13 protein-coding genes are annotated in these 17,664 nt (G+C 63.0%); 2 read left to right on the forward strand and 11 right to left on the reverse strand.

Going from position 1 to position 17,664, the window contains the following annotated elements:
- From AAIL66_RS21720 to ccsA, 8 genes are all read right to left on the reverse strand, one after another.
- Positions 1-594: hypothetical protein (locus tag AAIL66_RS21720; RefSeq protein ID WP_343497733.1), on the reverse strand; the 594-nt coding region annotated here is incomplete at its 3' end.
- Positions 595-773: 179 nt separating this feature from the next.
- Positions 774-1,865 (reverse strand): ribonucleotide-diphosphate reductase subunit beta, encoded by a 1,092-nt coding sequence (locus AAIL66_RS21725; RefSeq protein WP_034357815.1) that lies wholly within the window; start codon positions 1,863-1,865, stop codon positions 774-776.
- A 228-nt stretch (positions 1,866-2,093) separates the two neighbouring features.
- Positions 2,094-5,003: a ribonucleoside-diphosphate reductase subunit alpha gene (locus AAIL66_RS21730; RefSeq protein ID WP_034357813.1), complete on the reverse strand. Its 2,910-nt coding sequence runs from the start codon at positions 5,001-5,003 to the stop codon at positions 2,094-2,096.
- Positions 5,004-5,508: 505 nt separating this feature from the next.
- Positions 5,509-6,138 carry a 1,6-anhydro-N-acetylmuramyl-L-alanine amidase AmpD gene (ampD, locus tag AAIL66_RS21735; protein WP_034404960.1) on the reverse strand — a complete coding sequence of 210 codons (630 nt, stop codon included), beginning with the start codon at positions 6,136-6,138 and terminating at the stop codon, positions 5,509-5,511.
- A complete protein-coding gene (locus AAIL66_RS21740) occupies positions 6,131-7,597 on the reverse strand; it encodes a sigma-54 dependent transcriptional regulator (RefSeq protein WP_080745856.1) in 1,467 nt (488 codons plus the stop codon). The genes ampD and AAIL66_RS21740 overlap by 8 nt, the downstream gene beginning before the upstream one ends.
- 47 nt (positions 7,598-7,644) lie before the next feature.
- Positions 7,645-9,450 carry an ATP-binding protein gene (locus tag AAIL66_RS21745; RefSeq protein ID WP_034357807.1) on the reverse strand — a complete coding sequence of 602 codons (1,806 nt, stop codon included), beginning with the start codon at positions 9,448-9,450 and terminating at the stop codon, positions 7,645-7,647.
- Positions 9,451-9,454: 4 nt separating this feature from the next.
- On the reverse strand, positions 9,455-9,700 hold the full coding sequence (locus tag AAIL66_RS21750; protein WP_034357805.1) for a PP0621 family protein: 246 nt from the start codon (positions 9,698-9,700) through the stop codon (positions 9,455-9,457).
- Entirely contained in the window at positions 9,697-10,503 is an 807-nt protein-coding gene (gene ccsA, locus AAIL66_RS21755) for a cytochrome c biogenesis protein CcsA (RefSeq protein WP_034357803.1), read from the reverse strand. Before ccsA ends, AAIL66_RS21750 begins: the two co-directional genes overlap by 4 nt.
- A 495-nt stretch (positions 10,504-10,998) precedes the next feature.
- Here ccsA and ffh point away from each other — a divergent pair, with 495 nt between their 5' ends.
- Both ffh and AAIL66_RS21765 read left to right on the forward strand, forming a co-directional pair.
- Positions 10,999-12,390 carry a signal recognition particle protein gene (ffh, locus tag AAIL66_RS21760; protein WP_003070990.1) on the forward strand — a complete coding sequence of 464 codons (1,392 nt, stop codon included), beginning with the start codon at positions 10,999-11,001 and terminating at the stop codon, positions 12,388-12,390.
- Between the two features lie 311 nt (positions 12,391-12,701).
- Positions 12,702-13,280, forward strand: coding sequence for a C40 family peptidase (locus AAIL66_RS21765; RefSeq protein WP_034357801.1), 579 nt, complete (start codon positions 12,702-12,704; stop codon positions 13,278-13,280).
- Between the two features lie 67 nt (positions 13,281-13,347).
- On the opposite strand, the gene AAIL66_RS21770 is transcribed toward AAIL66_RS21765, so the two are convergent.
- Genes AAIL66_RS21770 through AAIL66_RS21780 form a run of 3 tightly spaced genes read right to left on the reverse strand, consistent with a single transcriptional unit; the run spans position 13,348 to position 17,548 of the window.
- Complete coding sequence (locus AAIL66_RS21770) at positions 13,348-14,055, reverse strand: DUF1266 domain-containing protein (protein WP_034357799.1); 708 nt, start codon at positions 14,053-14,055, stop codon at positions 13,348-13,350.
- The gene (locus AAIL66_RS21775; protein WP_343497734.1) at positions 14,052-15,254 is read right to left on the reverse strand and encodes a hypothetical protein; all 1,203 of its coding nucleotides are present in this window, start codon (positions 15,252-15,254) and stop codon (positions 14,052-14,054) included. Before AAIL66_RS21775 ends, AAIL66_RS21770 begins: the two co-directional genes overlap by 4 nt.
- Positions 15,236-17,548: a hypothetical protein gene (locus AAIL66_RS21780; RefSeq protein ID WP_034394325.1), complete on the reverse strand. Its 2,313-nt coding sequence runs from the start codon at positions 17,546-17,548 to the stop codon at positions 15,236-15,238. Before AAIL66_RS21780 ends, AAIL66_RS21775 begins: the two co-directional genes overlap by 19 nt.
- Between the last annotated feature and the right edge of the window lie 116 nt (positions 17,549-17,664).

A 17,664-nucleotide genomic window follows, 5' to 3' on the forward strand; every position in this document is an offset into this window, starting at 1 on the left:
TGCAGCCTTCTTGGGGGCAGCGGCCTTGGCAGCAGTTGCAGCCTTCTTGGGAGCGGTGGCCTTGGCAGCAGTTGCCGCCTTCTTGGGGGCAGCCTTTGCAGGAGCAGCGGCCTTGGCAGCGGTTGCAGCCTTCTTGGGTGCAGCCTTCGCAGGAGCAGCGGCCTTGGCAGCGGTTGCAGTCTTCTTGGGTGCAGCCTTTGCAGGAGCAGCAGCCTTGGCAGCGGTTGCAGTCTTCTTGGGTGCAGCCTTAGCAGGAGCAGCAGCCTTGGCAGCGGTTGCAGCCTTCTTGGGTGCAGCCTTAGCAGGAGCAACAGCCTTGGCAGCGGTTGCAGCCTTCTTGGGTGCAGCCTTAGCAGGAGCAGCAGCCTTGGCAGCGGTTGCAGCCTTCTTGGGCGCAGCCTTTGCAGGAGCAGCAGCCTTGGCAGCGGTGGCAGCCTTCTTGGGTGCAGCCTTTGCTGGAGCAGCGGCCTTGGGGGCTGCGGTCTTGGTTGCAGCTGCCTTCTTCACAGCTTCAGCCTTGGGCGCGGCCGCCTTCTTGGCAGGTGTCTTTTTCTCGGTTGTGGCCTTGGCGGCCGTCTTCTTCGCAGTTGCCATCATTTTCTCCTTCGTTGATTTGCATAAGACGTCCGGTTCCTTGCGGTGCCGGACGATTCAAAGCGATGTGGAGTTACGCATCGCTAGGAACACAAATTTGCTTCACGCCAAAAATCTCAGTTTTTTGTAGCAATGAAGTGAAGCAAGTCATGACTCGCATTGTGCCTGCTTAGAAGCAATTAATCCCAAGAAAGTGCGCCTCCGGTCTGATACTCGATCACTCGTGTCTCAAAGAAGTTACGTTCTTTCTTCAAATCGATCATTTCGCTCATCCAGGGGAAGGGATTTTCTTCACCGGGGAACAGTTCCTCCAGACCGATCTGCGTGGCGCGACGGTTGGCGATGTAGCGCAGATAGCCCTTGAACATGGATGCATTCATGCCCAGCACGCCGCGTGGCATGGTGTCCTCGGCATAGCGATATTCGAGTTCCACAGCCTTCTGGAACAGCTCCGTGATTTCCTGCTTGAACTCGGCCGTCCACAGATGGGGGTTCTCGAGCTTGAGCTGGTTGATCAGATCGATGCCGAAGTTGCAGTGCATGGACTCGTCGCGCAGGATGTACTGGTACTGCTCGGCGGCGCCCGTCATCTTGTTCTGGCGGCCCAGGGCCAGGATCTGCGTGAAGCCCACGTAGAAGAACAGACCTTCCATCAGGCAGGCAAAAACGATCAGCGACTTCAGCAGAGTCTGGTCGGTTTCGGGCGTGCCGGTGTGGAAGTTGGGGTCCATGATCGCTTCGATGAAGGGGATCAGGAACTCGTCCTTGTCGCGGATGGATTGGACTTCGTTGTAGGCGTTGAAGATTTCCGATTCATCCAGGCCCAGCGATTCCACGATGTACTGGTAGGCGTGAGTGTGGATGGCTTCCTCGAAGGCCTGGCGCAGCAGGAACTGGCGGCACTCGGGCGCCGTGATGTGGCGGTAGGTGCCCAGCACGATGTTGTTGGCGGCCAGCGAGTCGGCCGTCACAAAGAAGCCCAGATTGCGCTTGACGATGCGGCGCTCGTCTTCGGTCAGGCCGTTGGGGTCCTTCCACAGCGCGATGTCGCGCGTCATGTTCACTTCCTGCGGCATCCAGTGGTTGGCGCAGGTGGCCAGATACTTTTCCCAGGCCCACTTGTACTTGAAGGGGACCAGCTGGTTCACGTCGGTCTTGGCGTTGATGATGCGCTTGTCGGCGGCATTCACGCGCTTGTGGGTGCTGGTGGACGCGCCGGCTTCTGCGCTGGTGGCGGAAGGGGCAAAGGTGTCGTCGTCAAAGCTCAGCATATTTATTCCTTGAGGGGGGAAAAGGCTGGGTGCAATGCAATCGACATCCAGCTTTTCAATCATTTATTGATGGAGTGGCGCCACTCAAATACTGGCGCACTCTAAAGCGAGAGACACCGAGGAAGCGCCGCCGCGCACCGAGGGTGTCGTCCCCCTCCGGCGCTCAGCGCCAGAGAGGGGGAAGGCGCGGGGCCGCCTAGGCCAAGCGCCTCAGGGGGAGCCAGCCAGTTATTGGCAAGCCTCGCAGCCTGGATCGTCGATCGCGCAGAACTTGATGTCCGTGGCGGGTGCCTGGGCACGGGCAGCGGCGGCAGCGGCTTCCAGTGCGCTCACCGCAGGCTTGGCCGCAGGGGCCGCCGAAGCGGCAGGAGCGCCGGAGGACACGGCGTTCAGCACACGGCTTTGCACGGTGGACTTCTCGATATTGGTCGCGCTGGTGGTACGCAGGTAGTAGGTGGTCTTCAGACCGCGCAGCCAGGCCAGCATGTAGGTGTCGTGCAGCTTCTTGCCCGATGCACCGGCCATGTAGATGTTCAGGCTCTGGGCCTGGTCGATCCACTTCTGGCGGCGCGAGGCGGCTTCCACCAGCCATTCGGGCGAGACTTCGAACGCGGTGGCGTAGAGGTTCTTGATCTCTTGCGGCACGCGGTCGATGGCGCGCAGCGAGCCGTCGAAATGCTTGAGGTCCATGACCATCACGTCGTCCCACAGGCCCAAGCGCTTGAGGTCGCGCACCAGGTACTGGTTGATGACGGTGAATTCGCCAGACAGATTGGACTTCACGGACAGGTTGCCGAACGAAGGCTCGATCGAGGCATCCACACCCACGATGTTGGAGATGGTGGCGGTGGGCGCAATGGCCACGCAGTTGGAGTTGCGCATGCCGTCCTGGGCGATCTTGGCGCGCAGGGCATCCCAGTCCAGCTTGGCGGAGCGGTCCACTTCCACATAGCCGCCGCGGGCCTTTTCCAGTAGCTTCAGGGTGTCGGGAGGCAGGATGCCCTGATCCCACAGCGATCCCTTGAAGGTGGAGTAGGTGCCGCGTTCCTTGGACAGCTCGGTCGACGCCCAGTAAGCGTAGTAGCAGATGGCTTCCATGGCTTCGTCGGCGAACTCGACGGCGCCCTGGCTGGCGTAGGCGGTGCGCATTTCATACAGCGCGTCCTGGAAACCCATCAGGCCCATGCCCACGGGGCGGTGGCGCAGATTGGAGTCCTTGGCCTTTTGCACGGCGTAGTAGTTGATGTCGATCACGTTGTCCAGCATGCGCATGGCCGTGTTCACGGTCTTGCGCAGCTTGTCGTGGTCGATCTTGCCGTCCTTGATGTGCTGGACCAGGTTCACGGAACCCAGGTTGCAGACCGCAGTTTCGGTGTCGCTGGTGTTGAGCGTGATCTCGGTGCACAAATTGGACGAGTGCACCACACCCACGTGCTGCTGGGGCGAGCGGATGTTGCAGGGGTCCTTGAAGGTGATCCAGGGATGGCCGGTCTCGAACAGCATCGAGAGCATCTTGCGCCACAGGTCCACGGCAGGCACGCGCTTGAACAGCTTGAGCTCGCCGCTGTCGGTCTTGGCTTCATAGGCGGTGTAGGCCTTCTCGAAGGCTTCGCCGTACAGATCGTGCAGATCGGGAGCGTCGGCGGGCGAGAACAGGGTCCACTGGCCTTTTTCCATCACGCGCTTCATGAACAGGTCGGGAATCCAGTTCGCCGTGTTCATGTCGTGGGTGCGGCGGCGGTCGTCGCCGGTGTTCTTGCGCAGCTCCAGGAATTCTTCGATGTCCAGGTGCCAGGATTCCAGATAGGTGCAGACTGCGCCCTTGCGCTTGCCGCCCTGGTTCACGGCGACGGCCGTGTCGTTGACCACCTTGAGGAAGGGAACCACGCCTTGCGATTCGCCGTTGGTGCCCTTGATGCGCGAGCCCAGGGCACGCACACGGGTCCAGTCATTGCCTAGGCCGCCGGCAAACTTGGACAGCAGAGCGTTTTCCTTGATGGATTCGTAGATGCCGTCCAGGTCGTCGGGCACGGTGGTCAGGTAGCAGGACGACAGTTGCGAGCGCAGCGTGCCGCTGTTGAACAGCGTCGGGGTGGACGACATGAAGTCGAAGGACGACAGCAGCTCGTAGAACTCGATGGCACGTGCATTGCGGTCGGGCTCGTTCAGCGCCAGGCCCATGGCCACGCGCATGAAGAAGGACTGGGGCAGCTCGATGCGGGTCTTGCGCACGTGCAGGAAGTAGCGGTCGTACAGGGTCTGCAGACCGAGGTAGTCGAACTGTTCGTCGCGCTCGGCCTTCAGGGCCTTGGCCAGACGGGGCAGGTCGTAGCTCAGCAGCTCGGGGTTGAGCAGCTCGTTGTCCACGCCCTTTTGCACAAAGCCGGGGAAGTAGTCGGCATAGGCGGCCTGCATTTCTGCGGGCTGCACGTCGCGGCCCATGACTTCGCGCACGATGGTGTGCAGCAGCAGGCGGGCGGTGACGTAGGTGTAGTCGGGGTCTTTTTCAATCAGCGTACGGGCGGCCAGGATGGACGCCTTGTAGACCTCGGCCAGAGGCACGCCGTCGTACAGATTGCGCAGGGTCTCGGCCACGATGGGCGCGGACTGGATGTCGGCATTCAGATTGCGGCAGGAAGCGACGATCAGAGCCTCCAGGCGCTCCTGGTCCAGGGGCACGCGCTGGCCGTTGTCGGTCACATGCAGCACGGGCTTGGCGGCGGCAGCGGCGGCCACTTCGGCGGCCTTCTTCTGCTCGGCACGTTCCTGGTTGCGGCGCTCGCGGTACAGCACATAGGCGCGGGCCACGTCCTGGTGGCCGGCGCGCATCAGGCCCAGCTCGACCTGGTCCTGCACATCTTCAATATGGAAGGTGCCGCCATCGGGACGCGAGCGCACCAGTGCGCGCACCACGCCTTCGGTCAGTTCGTTGACGGTGTCGCGCACGCTGGCAGACGCCGCGCCCTGCGCGCCGCGCACAGCCAGGAAAGCCTTGGTCAGGGCCACGGCAATCTTCTGGGGCGCGAAAGCCACCACATCGCCGCTGCGGCGGATGATCTGATAGCTGTCATTGGGGGAGGAAGAATTGGCTGCGCCGGCAGGCGCGGCAGAAGGCAGTGAGTTCAACGCTTCTTGCATAAGTTCCTCTGAGTCAGTATGTGGATAGGCAGACAAAGGCCTGCACTGTGGGCAGGCCATCAAAAACACGATTCGGCGCCTCGGTTTACACATGGTTTGCACAGGGTGTGCACAACTTGTAAACACTAGATATGGGGTCTGAGGCTCTTCAAAACACTACCGGTAGTGTATCTCGCTTAAATCCGAGCGACCTGATGAAACTACTGAATCTGGCATTTCAAGCGCCGCTTGACAGCCGCAAAAATGACTTCATCCCGCATGAATAAAGGCCTGTGGCGCGGTTGCGCGCGGCGGCAGATCGGGCCGGAAATATGTAAAAAATTTGCGTGTTTGATGCAGGCGACAGTTGTTGCGCGCGCGCCATTGACATGCCGTTTCGACGCCCCGCAACGATGGATGATTGGGATTCTCAAAATGAGGAGCACATGGCGCCTGCGAATAAAAGATTTCAGCTGCGAATATGTATGAAATCGAGTGCTGAAAGGCGGTAGGTGCTATGAAAATTTCAGGCTGCGCCTGAGGCTGCAGGATTGGGGGGGAATTCCCAGCTGCGCGTGCCGTCTGTGCTGGCCAGCTGCTGCTGCAGCCGCTGCCAGTCGAAACCGGGTCCGGGGTCCTGCTTGCGCCCAGGCGCGATGTGCTCGTGTCCGGCGATGTAGCGCACCGGATAGTGCGCCGCGATAGCCATGCAAAGCTGCTGCAGGGCCTGGTACTGCGGAGCTTCAAAGCTCAGGCCTTCCAGGCCTTCGAGTTCGATGCCGATGGAGTCGTCGTTGCAGCGCTCGCGCCCGCGCCACTGACTGACACCGGCATGCCAGGCGCGGTCGTCGCAGCTGACGAACTGCCAGATCTCGCCCTGACGCGTGATAAAGAAATGTGACGAGACTTCGAGGCCGCGAATGCCCTGGTAATAGGGGTGGGCGTCCCAGTCCAGCTGATTGGTGAACAGTTGCTGCACCGCGCCTGTGCCGTACTGGCCCGGAGGCAGGCTGATGGAGTGGATGACGACGAGATCGATCTGCGCATCCTCGGGGCGAGGGCCGAAATTGGGAGATCTCAGCTGACGCGCCGCACCATACCAGCCGGCCTGCCAGGGCTGGGTCAGGGAGGAGGAAAGGGGCGTGGAATCAGACATTGTCGCTCTGGTGTTTGCTGCCTTCGGCCGGCAGGTCTATGCCCAGACGGTCGATGCGGTAGCGAATCTGGCGCAGGCTGATGCCCAGTCTGGCCGCCGTGGCTGTGCGGTTGAAGCCGTTGTCCTGCAGCGCTCTGACCAGGATGCTGCGCTCCTGCTCATCAAGCCAGCCTTGCAGATCCTCCGGCAGCATGGCCGGACTGCCTGCGTGCTGAGTTTGCGGCGGCGGTGCGCTCGATGCCCAAGCGCCCGAGGAGGCCGCTACCGCCACACCAGCGCACTCGGCCGGCACGCCGGATTCGGGCAGACGCAGCGGGCCTTCCTCGCCCAGTGCAATGGCGCGGTGCAGCACGTTCTCCAGCTCGCGCACATTGCCAGGCAGCGGGAGCCGGGCTATCTGGCTCAGGCTGATGTCGTCCAGCTCCGGCGTAGCCAGTCCGGATTCGCGGGCCAGCTTTTGCAGCAAAGCCTGGCATAGCTGGCCCAGGTCTTCACGGCGCTCGCGCAGCGCGGGCAGCTCGATTTCGATGACGTTGAGGCGGTAGAACAGGTCCTGGCGGAAATTGCCTGCCTGCACTTCCGCTCCCAGATCGCGGTGGGTGGCGCTGACGATGCGCACATCGACGGCTTCTTCCTGGGTGCTGCCCAGTGGACGAATCTTGCGCTCCTGAATGGCGCGCAGCAGCTTGGCCTGCATGGCCAGGGGCAGGTCGCCGATTTCATCGAGAAACAAGGTGCCGCCCTGTGCGGCCTGGAAGTAGCCGGGCCTGTCCTGCGTGGCACCGGTGTAGGAGCCCTTGCGGGCACCGAAGAACTCGGCTTCGAGCAGGCTTTCCGGGATGGCGCCGCAGTTGACCGCGACCATGGGGCCGCCGGCCCGCTGGCTGCAGCCGTGGAGGGCGCGTGCCACCAGTTCCTTGCCCGTGCCGGATTCACCGTGGATCAGCACGGGAGCCATGCCTTTGGCGACCTTGGCAATGCGCTGCTTGACCAGTTGCATGGCCTGAGACCTGCCAACCAGAGCCTCCAGGGCGCCAGCTGGCGTTCCCGCACCAGTGCCGCTGGCGGCCGAGCTGTCGCTGGTCTGCGGGTTGCCGGGCTTGGGCACCGCGCCAATGCCTTGCACGGCCGAGGCCACGACCTGACGGAACTGGCGCAGGTCCACGGGCTTGGTCAGATAGTCGAACGCACCCGCGCGCAGGGCCTCGACGGCGTTTTCGGCAGAGCCGTAGGCCGTCATGACGATGCAGCGCTCGCTGCGCGACTGATCGCGCAGCTGCAGCAGCAGCTCCATGCCGATCCCGTCGGGCAGGCGCATATCGGTAATCAAGACATCGAAATTGCGGCCTTGCAACTGAGTCATGCCTTCCTGGACCGAGCCCGCGGTTTCCACGCGGTAGCCTTCCCGCAGCAAGGTCAGCTCGTAGAGCGTGCGCAGATCCGGTTCATCATCGACCACGAGAATGCTGGCCGCTGCGGATGAGTGAGGCGATGATGTCACTGGGCTTACACCATGATCGAGTCAAACAGGGAGTGGCTCGCGAGGGATGAAGGGCCGCTGCGCAGAGTCACGATAAAGGCATTGCCGTTCACCTCGCCTTGCGGTGTGCTGCGAGCCAGGCGTTGATAGCTGATGGAGGCATCGTAGCGCTGGCACAGTTCACGGCATATATAGAGTCCGAGGCCGCTGGAGCGGCTTTGGGAGGAGAAGAACGGCTCGAACAGATGGCGCTCGACGCTGGACTCCAGCGGTGCCCCATCACTCCAGACCATGAACCAGCAGGTGTCGTCCTGCGGTGCGAGACCCTGGATCTGACCGTTCAAGGGGCCGTGGCCGCTGATCAACTGCAGGCCCGCCTCATTGCCGGCATGGCTGCGGTGGCGCTGGGCATTGTCCAGCAAGTTGATCAGCACGCGGCGCAGATGCTCTTCATCGAACAAGATGTGGCGGGCCGTTGCATTGAGCCGCAGCAGAAGCTGGCGCGGCGGAGCGGCCTGTATGCGCCATTCATGGCTGATCTGGGCCAGCAGGGTGTCCAGCGGCAGCGACTGGCCCTGATGGGTTTCTGCGCCCTGCTGCACGCGTGCCAGGTTGAGGATTTCTTCGGCGATGCGGGCCAGTCGGTCGGCGTTCTGCCCCACGATCCGGCATAGCTGTTGGGGGCCGGGCTGGCTCGCCAGGTCTTCGGCCAGCAGCGCATTGGCCTGAGTGATGGCGGCCAGCGGGTTGCGTATTTCATGGGCCACGGCAGCCGACATACGGCCCATGGAGGCCAGCTTTTCTGTGCGCAGCTGCGCTTCCATTTCGCGCAGGTCGTGAAGAAACATGACGCAAAGCGAATGGCTGGCTTGCGCCTGCGGACCCTCGTCCAGATAGGGCGCCGAAACTTCGGTGATGCGTGTGCGCACATGCATGCCCGTGGCGCCGTGTCGTTCATGGGCCTGCAGGTGAATCGTGGCGGACAGCGGGCGGGCATGGGCAAAGCTGGCTTGTGTTGAATGCGCCAGCGGCTCCCACCAGCTGTGGGCCTGCAGGGAAAAAGGCTGGGGGTGATCTATGGGCAGGCCCAGCAGCTGCAAGGCAGCTGGGTTGGCCTGCAGAACCAGCAAGCTCGAGTCGACCACCAGCACGCCGTCGGAGAAGTGGTTGATCACCAGGCTGTTGACCTGCTCCTGGGTCTGGGTGCGCAAGCGGTTGAACAGGGCCTGGGAACGCTCGCGCCGGACACGCTTGGCCAGCTCGTGCGTGAGATAGGCCACGCAGAAATAGCCGGCGCAGGAAAAAGCCGTCTGGTAGTAAGACTGGGCGCCGTCGTTGAGCCCGCCATGGTATTGCCAGAAGGTATAGGCCAGCGTCAGCAGCGTGATGCTGGCCGTGGTGCCAAAGGCCAGCATCAGTCCGCCCAGCGCCGAGGAGATCAGGACGGGAATGGCCAGCAGCGCGGTGTAGTTGAGCGAGCCGACCTGAAAGATCTGCAGCAGAAAGATCACCGCAATGTCGACGCCGATCACGGGCAGCCATTGCAGGGCTGCGCGAGGCGCCGGCAAATGACGTCCGGCAGCCAGGCGCAGCACGACGGTCAGCGTCAGATAGGTGAAGCAGATCAGCCAGGCCAGGGGAGAGCTGATGTTCTGCAGCTGCAGATTCAGCGTCTGCAGCAGCACCAGGGCCAGCGCCAGAAGCACGCGGCCGCTGAGGAAGGCCTGCCACAGGCGCACGAACGGGGCGTTGAGACTGGCGTCCGCGCGCCGGCTGATGGCTTCATCGAGCGGGATGGCGGTGTGCTGCCAGGGCGAGGCGGAGTTCACCATGCGGTCAGTGGCGGGCAGTGTCTTGCTGGGCCAGGCGGCGGTGTTCCGCGCTGCAGAAGATCTTGCCCGAGGCGTCGTTGACAGCATCTGCTTGCGGCAGGTGAAGGCCGCAGTGAGCACAAGCTACCATGGTCTGTGCCTGCTTGGGGGTGCTGGCAGGCCTGGTCTGATCGGCCACTTCAGCGCGGCGTTTGCTGCGCCAGATTCCGACAGCCACCACCACGACCAGCAGGACCAGCAAATACTTCATGCTGCGCGCTCCAGCAGGACTTCAATCACAAACCGCGAGCCGGCATAGGCCAGCAGCAAAAAGATGGCGCCGATATAAAGAACACGTACGGCGCTCTGGCCGCGCCAGCCGAATCGCTTGCGGCCGAACAGCAGCACGGCAAATGCCAGCCAGGACAGCAGGGAGAAAATGGATTTGTGATTCCACACCCAGGCCTTGCCGTAGAGCTGCTCGCCAAACAGCCAGCCTGCGGCCAGTGTGGCGGTCAGCAGCACAAAGCCCGCTCCGACAAAACGGAAGGTCAGCCGCTCCAGCGTCAGCAGCGGCAGTCCGCTGTCATGGTCGCCGCCCTGGCGCATCTGCCGCTCGGCATGGCTCATCAGCGCGCCATGAACGACGGCTGCGGCAAACAGGCCGTAGGAAGCAATACCCAGAGCCAGATGCAGCGGCAGCCAGGGCGAGGCGTTGACGTGCAGCGGAGTGCCGGGGAACACCACGGCCAGAAGCACGGCCACGCTGCCCAGCATGGACAGCGGCCAGCGCGAGCGCAGCTGCGGGTAGAGCTGCTGCTCCACCACATAGACGGTCAGCACCAGCCAGGCAGTGATAGAGAGTGCAGGAGCAAAGCCGAAGTGCGGCAGCTCGCCAAGCAGACCCCAGCCCAGCAGCAGGGCATGCAGTGCCCAGGCCAGGCGCAGGCAGCGACGGGCACCGGCTTCTTGCAGGTGCTGGGTGGCAAGTGCAGGAATGGCGTAGGCAATGGCTGCGGCCATGGCCAGGATCCAGCCAATGGGGCCAGCTGCGGTGAGCGGTTGGGAGAGCATGCTTTCTATGATAGTGCCGCTGGCCCTCACTCATCTTTTGCAGGCCGCTGCCGTCCGGCAATTTTGCGCATAAAGCGCTGTCTGAACCCGGTCATGAGCGTGGGTTTGAGCGCTTGCGAGCAGATCGTCGACTTTTGAGCCCGTTCTTCAATGATTTTCTTCAGCCGGGCGATGTCTCCAGTCTTCCCGCCCAGCCGGCCAGTCCTGCGCCACGAGCAAGGACTTGCAGGAGAGCTCGATTCAGGTCCATTAAGGTCCATTCAGGACCGGCCTGGTCTCTTTCGAGGGAGTTGTGAGGCAGGGCGCAGCGGCCTTGCACGCCTGAGGCAGATCACGGACAAGCTTGCGGGGCATCGTCAATCAAGCGCAGCGGGTAAAATGCCTGTTCATGCAGCTTCGCCTCGCCTGAGCTGGGTCCGCAAGCTGCCCGGAGAGTCGTGCTGCGCGCTCGCGCACGACTCCCGTCCATCCATAACTTTCGAATGCTTTTTGCTTATGGCCTCCGCACTCACCGATAAACTCTCGCGCCTTGTCAAAGAGATGCGCGGCCAGGCCCGCATCACCGAGTCCAATGTGCAGGACATGCTGCGCGAAGTGCGCATGGCCTTGCTGGAGGCCGACGTGGCCCTGCCCGTGGTGCGCGACTTCATTGCCCGCGTCAAGGAAAAGGCGCTGGGCCAGGAAGTCATCAGCTCGCTGCAGCCCGGCCAGGTGCTGGTGTCCATCGTCAACAAGGAGTTGGCGGCGACCATGGGCGAAGGCGTGGCCGACATCAACCTCAATGCCCAGCCTCCCGCCGTCATTCTGATGGCGGGTCTGCAAGGGGCCGGCAAGACCACCACCACGGCCAAGCTGGCCAAGCATCTGATCGAAAAGCGCAAGAAAAAGGTGCTCACGGTCTCGGGTGACGTGTATCGCCCTGCGGCCATCGAGCAGCTCAAGACCGTGACGGCCCAGGCTGGCGCCGAGTGGTTTCCCTCCACTCCGGACCAGAAGCCTCACGATATCGCCGTGGCCGCGATCGACTACGCCAAAAAGCATTTCTTCGATGTGCTGCTGGTGGATACGGCCGGCCGTCTGGCCATCGACGAGCTGCTGATGGCCGAAATCAAGGATTTGCACGCCACGCTCAAGCCCGTCGAAACCCTGTTCGTGGTCGATGCCATGCAGGGCCAGGATGCGGTCAACACGGCCAAGGCCTTCAAGGAAGCGCTGCCGCTGACCGGTATCGTGCTGACCAAGCTCGATGGCGATTCGCGCGGCGGTGCTGCGCTGTCGGTGCGCCAGATCACGGGCGCGCCCATCAAGTTCGCCGGTGTCTCGGAAAAGATCGACGGCCTGGAAGTCTTCGATGCCGACCGCCACGCACAGCGCGTGCTGGGCATGGGCGACATCGTGGCCCTGGTCGAGCAGGTCACCAAGGGCGTGGACATGGAAGCCGCGCAGAAGATGGCCGAGAAGCTCAAGAGCGGTGACGGCTTCGACCTCAACGACTTTCTGGCCCAGCTGCAGCAGATGAAGCAGATGGGCGGTCTCTCGACCCTGATGGACAAGCTGCCCGCCGAGCTGGCCGGCAAGGCCGGTCAGGTCGATATGGACAAGGCCGAGCGCGAGATCAAGCGCAAGGAAGGCATCATCTGCTCCATGACCTTCAAGGAGCGCAAGAACCCTGCCCTGATCAAGGCCACGCGCAAAAAGCGTATTGCCGACGGCGCCGGCGTGCAGGTGCAGGAAGTCAACCGCCTGCTCAAGGAGTTCGAGCAGATGCAGACCATGATGAAGAAGTTCAAGGGCGGCGGTCTGATGAAGATGATGAAGAAGATGGGCGGCATGAAGGCCATGAAGGGCATGATGGGCGGGGGCGGCATGCCCAAGCTGCCGTTCTGATATTTGATCCCCCTGAGCCGCTGCGCGGCTTCCCCTGGCCGGGCGCCCCCAAGGGGGACGACAGCCTCGCTGCGCGGCGGCGCGGCCGGCATAGGCGCTTGCTCGCTGTCCCTGAGTTGGGGTGTGCTTGGTTTGAGATCAGCGATCTATATAAAGTGAGCTGCTTGCGCTTGTTGTTCATAGGTTTGGATGAGAAATGCATCTGAATCAAAGGAATGACGAGCGAGAGCAGCTCACTTTTTTGTAAAGAAGCGCAGTAATTGTGGGTAGAAGGTGGCTGTATGGGCGGCTTTCTGAGAACATGCCTTTCCATGAAGCTACAAGACAGGACTTTCGTGGAGGCGGGTCAGCGGCAACCTCTGCCTCAATGTCTGGAGCGCCGCGGCGCGCTGATGCTGGCGGGCTCGCTGCTTGCGGTGCTGGCCGGGTGTTCCACCACCAAAGACAAGCCCCGGCCTGCTGCGCAAGGCGGATCTTCCGTGCGCCCGGCCAATGCCCTGAGTCTGGATGCAGAGCTGCGCGAGTCGCTGCTGGCGCGAACCATGCTGGTGGTCAACACGCCTTACACCTATGGCGGCAACTCGCCTGAAGGCGGTTTTGACTGCAGCGGCCTGATTCAGTGGGCCGTGGGGGGCATCACGGAAATGCGCCTGCCCCGCACCACATCGCAATGGGCGCAGGCCAGCAACCCGGTGGACGGACGCGATCTGATGCGCGGCGACTTCGTGTTCTTCAACACTCTGGGCGGGCGCTATTCCCATATGGGAATTTTTGTGGGCAACGGACAGTTCGTGCACGCGCCGTCCAGCGGCGGAACGGTGCAGCGGGTACGCATGGACAATGTGTACTTCGCCAAGCGATTCACGGAAGCCCGAAGCATCTTTGCCTGAATGCCCGCGCCGCGGATGTAAAAAGGGACTGCTTGGCAGTCCCTCGGTTTTTGCGGGTGTCCCGCACTTATGCCGCAGGCTCGGAGGCGGGCTTTGCCTCATCGCCGGTCAGCGGCAGATTCCAGCTCATCGCATGCCAGGGGTGCTGCTCCTGCGTCACCCATTGCGCCACTTCTTCGGACGTGAAGGCCTTGCCCAGCACATCGCTGCGGCCTTGTGCCAGCCATTGAGCGCGGCCCTGTGCATAGGCCTGACCGAAAGCAAGCCAGCTGTCGAAGCATTGCTGGGCGCGCTGGGCGTTGAGCTGAAGGATATCCCAATGCAGGGCTTCGTCCGTCCATTCCAGCAGCCTGGCGCTGCGCACAAAAAAGGTCACGCGCGCGCAGGCAAACGCCATTGCGGCGCGCACGTCGTCGCTGCGCTGCAGGCGCTGCAGATCCAGCATGAACCAGCGCTGGCGCAGTGCGTCGGGCAGTTGCTGGCGCACCTGTTCGTCGCTGAGGTCGGTGCGCAGGCCAAGATGGTGCAGGATCATGGGGCGCAGCTGCCTGGCCAGCGCATCGTCAGCGCCATGCAGATCGCTGGCAAAGCCGCCTTGCATGGCGTGGTAGGCCATGGGGTGGGCCAGGGCCAGGGCCCAGTTGCGCTCCTGGCTGCCCGCCTGGTAGCTGATGATGTCGCCGCGTTGCCTGGCCTCCTTGAGGCGCTTGAAGCCGCCGCGCAGCACCCAGTAGACCAGGGCCACGATGAGTAGAAAGATCGTCCATCCGCTCATGTGCGAACTCCTGGGCGACCGGGACGCTTTCTGGCCATCAGCAAGCTCTGTTTCAGTGCGGCGGATTTGGGCATGCGTTCAATGACTTCGCTGTCCAGCGAGTCCTTGCGTGCCGCCACCATCCACTGCATCAGTGGTGACTGCAGATTGAGCCGGGGCAGCAGGGCGGGGTGCTGCTGCATCAGCCACAGTTGCTCGTCGTCGGTCTGCAGCTCCTGCACCGAGCACCAGGGCGCCAGCCCCGGATGGGACTTCAGCAGCTCGGGCGGGCGGCGCACAATGCCCATGGACAGCGCGTCCTCGGGCACCTCGTCATTGAGCGGCAGATGATTGAGCAGGGTCACCACATCGGGCATATAGCGTGCAATCGGCGGTCGGTTCTGCTTGCCCTTGATCTGCTCGATCTGAAGCTTGCCGTCCTTTTGCACATAGGCATTGACGGTGATGCGGGGCTGGGCCGTGCCCGTGCGGTAGCTGAACAGCCGCATGCGCCCCGACTCGAGACCCTCGGCGTAATGTTCTCCATAGCCGCCGCTGAAGGACTTGCGGTTGGCAAACTGGCCCACGCAGTGGCCCATCATCTGGCTTTCATAGGCCATTTCCTGGCGCATCTGCGCACTTGTGCCGTCAAACTCCACAAAGGTACCGTGCTGGCCACGCAGCAACCCGTGCACGGCGCTCTGGCTGTGTTCAACCCGGCCGCTGTTCTGTTTTTTCTCGAAAGCCAGATGCTCCAGCGTCCAGCGCGCCAGCGCCTGTGGGCAGTTCACGCGCTGCAGCTTGCCTTCGAGAGAGGTGCCCTTGCGGGTGGAGAGAAATTCCACCAGCCGTGTCTCCAGTGCCAGCAGGGCCGCGCTGTCGGGCTGCACCCACCAGAGCTCGGGCAGCTCGAAGCCGGCCTGCCTGCGCTCCAGCCGCTCCAGCGCCCAGGCCGGCGGCTGCTGGCGGCCGGCCAGCTCCTGTAGCTGCCGGACGTCGGCAATGCGCAGCACGGCAGGCTCGTCGGCCTGCAGATTGCCCACCACATGGCGGTAGAAGTGGTTGCCCAGCCAGGCAGCGACATCGGCTGCGTCGCCGCGCTCTGCGCTGCGCTCCTTGATGCGCTGCTTGATGGCCGGGGCGTTGACGACATCGCGCGCCTTGTAGGCACTGGCGGCAGCGGCTTTTTCGACGACCTGATTCACCAGAATTTCCACCATGGTTTGCGACCCGATGCCGCAGCACCGGCCTGGGCGTCGCGTTCGGCCAGCTTGCGCTCGGCACGCTCGATGCCGGACTGCGACATGCGCCGCTCGTCCTCGTCGTCGTCCTTGTCCAGATAGCTGTTGGCCTGCTTGTGCAGTGCCACGGATTCTTCCAGCAGCTCGGGGTAGGCTTCCAGCGCACAGGCCAGGCGGCGCAGCGGATAGCAGTCCTGCAGCGCAATGACTTCTTGCTGATGCGCGCGCAGACGCGGCAGCACCAGCTCGGGGCGTGTGCTGGAGAAAAAGTCCAGCATGGACATCAGGGACGCCAGGTAGTTGCGGCGCACGTCGCGCTGCTCGTCTTCATCCAGGTCGTGGAACCATTGGTCCAGACGCTCCATCCAGATGCTGATCTCGTCATCGCGGTTGAGCTTGTAGAGCGACAGGGCGACGGTGGAGAAGTAACGTGTGGGTTCGTGGCGGCTGTAGCCATGCTCCTGGGCGAAATGCCACAGGCGCTCGGCCTCGACCACGGTCTGCGCGTCGTCATCCTTGCCCACGGCGCACCACAGCAGGCCGTTGTGATGTTCGGCAAACGGGCTGCTGCCCAGGCCCTTGTGGTGCAGCTCGGCAGCCTCGTCGTAGCGGTCCATGAAGCGGTACTTGATGGCCAGGTTGTTGCAGAGCATGGAGTACACATGCAGGTCGCCATCCTTGAAGCGGCCCTGGCCAGTCGCCCAGAAATGCTCGAAGCGGGCGAGACCCTCCTCGTAGTAGCGCACGACCAGAGGCTCGCGCACCTCCTGCGCAGGCACTTTCTTCTTGCCGCCCATCAGCGGTGCCAGATCGTCTGCATCGTCAAGAACCACGCCGGCGGCGTAGCACCAGTGCGCGCCATGGCCCTGGGGAAAAGGCCGAGCCAGCGCTTCTTCCAGCGGCAGCGCGGCAAAGCGGGCAGCCCAGAGCGCGGGCAGCTTGTCGCTGTCGGCCATCTCGGGGTGCTGGCCCACGCCGATTTCCAGCAGCGGCAGAGCCTGCTCCATCTGGCGCTTGCGTGCCAGACGCAGGCCGTCGAGCAGAGCCAGTACCGGATGGGCCGGCTGGGCTGCGCGCACCATGTTCAGATAGAAATCCGCCGGATGCAGCGGCATCTCTTCTTGCGCGAGCAGCTGGCGCATGTCTTCGTCAGTCTGGCCAATGGCGAGAACCAGTGCCCAGGTGATGGCGTTGGCCGGGTCGTTGCTGAACTGTTCCTTGGCCAGTTGAAAAGCGGCCACGGCCGAGACGGGGCGGGCGTGGAGCACGCTCTCCAGCGCCAGATCGGCGGCCTCCTTCAAGCGACCGGCCTGCACCAGCCAACCCAGTTGGGAAGCGCTGAAGGGATCGCCCGAGTCATCCGTCAGGCCAAAGTGTCCCTGAGGCGCCAGTTGCAGAGCTGCCTCCAGCTGACCGGCCTGCGCACAGGCCTGGGCTTGCAGCCGCACGATCTTGACCTGGCGATGCGCCTTGACGGCTTGCGAGGGCGGGGGATTCTCCAGAGCGGCCAGTTGCTGCTCGCAGGCCATGAGCAGGGCGGGCAGGCTTTGCGGGGCCAGCGGCAGCACATGGTCGGCCAGCGTCATCCAGCGGTCAAAGTCCACCTGCTGATCGGGCGCGGCATCACGCAATATATTGATGGCGTTTTGCACGAGGCTGGCTGACTCGCTGGCGTGGCCGCTTTTTTGGGCCATTTCCGCCTTGCGAACGCAGAGGATGGCATCGAGGTAGGCCGCATCTTCGGCCAGGTCGGGGTTGCGACGCTCCTGGGCGCGTTGCAGCTCAAGGCCCGTGGCCGCAGCTTCCCAGGCCTGGAGCTGCGAGGCCATCCAGTGCCAGCCATGCCAGTAGTTGTCGCTGTCCACATCCTCGGGCAACCGGGCAATGGCCTGTGCTGCGGCACTCAGCAGGGCTTGTGCGGAGGGCTGGTCAAAACCCATGCGGCTCTGGATGTCGCTGAGGCTCAGGCGCAGCGCGGCCTCTGCGGGGCTCAGTTCGTCGGCAGCGGCCAGGGCGGTGTCGCGATGCTGCTGCAGCAGCTTGTTGGCCGCTTCGGGCTGATCGAGGTAGAGCCAGAAGTCGTGAACGCGCTCGAGCTCCTGCACGGTGGCTGGGGCAAAGTTCTGCTGCCCCATCAACTCCACCGCAGCAGCGATGCGGTCCTGACGGCTGATGCTGCCGGGCTTGTCGTCGTTGTAGTCGTTCAGTAGCTCATGGGCTTGGTCCAGCAGGGCGTAGATGGCATCGCCCTGCAGTGCGGCAGTTTGGTTCATGGTGTCCAGAGTTCAATCCGAGGCAGCTTGGCCCCAATAGGTCATCATCCTAGCTGCGGATTGAAGAGGTGTGTGCCATCCGGCAAGGCATCACCATTTGTTACAGAATTTATAAC

This window comes from Comamonas sp. F1-6 (genome assembly GCF_039581415.1).
Taxonomy (GTDB): domain Bacteria; phylum Pseudomonadota; class Gammaproteobacteria; order Burkholderiales; family Burkholderiaceae_C; genus Comamonas; species Comamonas thiooxydans.